Genomic DNA, 1,775 nt, shown 5'->3' with positions numbered 1-1,775 from the left:
ATTGAATCCCCACCTAGCGCAAAGAAATTATCAAAACGCCCCACCTGCTCAACGCCTAACACCTCACGCCAAATGTCAGCCAATAATGTTTCAAGCTCCCCTTCTGGTGCTACATAAGCTTTCTCACTTTCTAATTGTGCCGTGGGTAACGCTTTTCTATCTATCTTACCGTTACTATTTGTTGGCAGCACCGGCAGCGCCATTAACACACTGGGTACCATATAATCTGGTAATTGCTGTGCTAGCGTCGCCTTTAGGGAAACCACATCCAGTAAATCTTCGTTATGCCCTGATACATATCCCACTAAACGCTTGCCCGACGGCGTATCATCCGCGATAACAACCGCTTCATTCACTCCCGCTGATTTACGTAATAAGGACTCTATTTCCCCTAACTCTATACGGAAACCTCGGATTTTAACTTGATGGTCTGTCCTACCCAAATACTCCATTTGATTATCCGCATTCCAGCGTACCAAATCTCCGGTGCGATATAAGCGTGAGCCATCTGCTTTAAACGGGTCCGCCACAAAACGCTCTGCCGTTAAATCGGGACGATTCAAATAACCCCGCGCTAAACCGACCTCTTCCGCCATGTATAACTCACCTATCATACCCGGCAGTACTAGGTTTAATTGGTCATCCAATATCCATGCTTGACGTTGCCCTAACACCTCACCTATCGGCGCATACACACTGTCAAAGCTGCTTCCTGGTAACGCTTTCCACGTCAACGGCGTTACCACTGTCTCTGTTGGACCGTAGCCATTAATAAAGAATGCCGGTTTTAAAACTCGCTGAGCAAGTTCAAAAGAGGCTTGTGGCATCGCATCTCCACCAAAGCAATACACTCGAACCGGTGGAGGATTTCCTATTTGTTCAACATACGCAGCCAACTCTCGTAAAAATACCGGTGGGAATACCACCACGCTCACACGCTGTGCGTGCATATTTTCATACGTCTCTTGTAAGTCCCACTGTTTTTCTGGCCTAATAACCACTGTACCGCCATGTGTCACGGCTGATAACCACCGTTCATGTGCACCATCAAAACAAAATGACATGAATATCAACTCTCTGTCTGATGCGCTTAAGCCATAACGACGCCCTATTGAACGACAATGCATCCCTATTGAACCTCGACTTACCAACACCCCTTTTGGATTACCCGTCGAGCCCGAGGTATAAATAACATACGCCCCTTGCGCTGGATACACCGTCTCCATTTGCCAACTATCATTGAGCGTTATCTCTGGTAAACAATGTAACTTTGCTTCTCCTGCAAGTCCTGCGATACGGTTATCTGACACCAATATATGCTGCATATGGCTGTCTTTTATCATATAAGCTAAGCGTTGCTCTGGATAACTTAAATCCATTGGCACATACACCGCTCCCGCCTTTAATATCGCTAAAAAGGCCACTGGTAAGTCGCGGCTACGCTCTAACGCAACTCCCACTCTCTGCTCTGCAACCACCCCTTGCTCACGCAAATAATGCGCCAATTGCGATGATTTCTCATACAACTCTTTAAATGTATAACTGAGACCATCACACGCAACGGCTTCCGCATCCGGCGTTTGCTCAGCCAGCTGGTTTAATGTTGAAACAACATCTTGATATTGCTCAGCTCGTAAAGTCGGTGCTTTTCCATTGGGAATATATATCGGAGTTTCGGTGCCCGATAAATACGCTACAAATTCGTCTCCAAAGCCTTGTGCTTGTAATGACTCTGCTTGAGCTGGTGTAACAAGTGATAGCTCTGATAATAATTG

The 1,775-nt window shown here is 46.3% G+C and carries 1 protein-coding gene; it reads right to left on the bottom strand.

Annotation, left to right across the window (positions count from 1 at the left end; translation table 11 throughout):
• A partial coding sequence (locus CWC18_RS18035; RefSeq protein WP_138593656.1) for an amino acid adenylation domain-containing protein occupies positions 1–1,775 on the bottom strand: 1,775 nt, incomplete at both ends.

This window comes from Pseudoalteromonas aurantia, from assembly GCF_005886875.1.
GTDB classification, from domain to species: Bacteria; Pseudomonadota; Gammaproteobacteria; order Enterobacterales; family Alteromonadaceae; genus Pseudoalteromonas; species Pseudoalteromonas aurantia_A.
The sequence above is the reverse complement of the archived record's forward strand: the minus strand, read 5'-3'. Positions and strand labels throughout refer to the sequence as shown.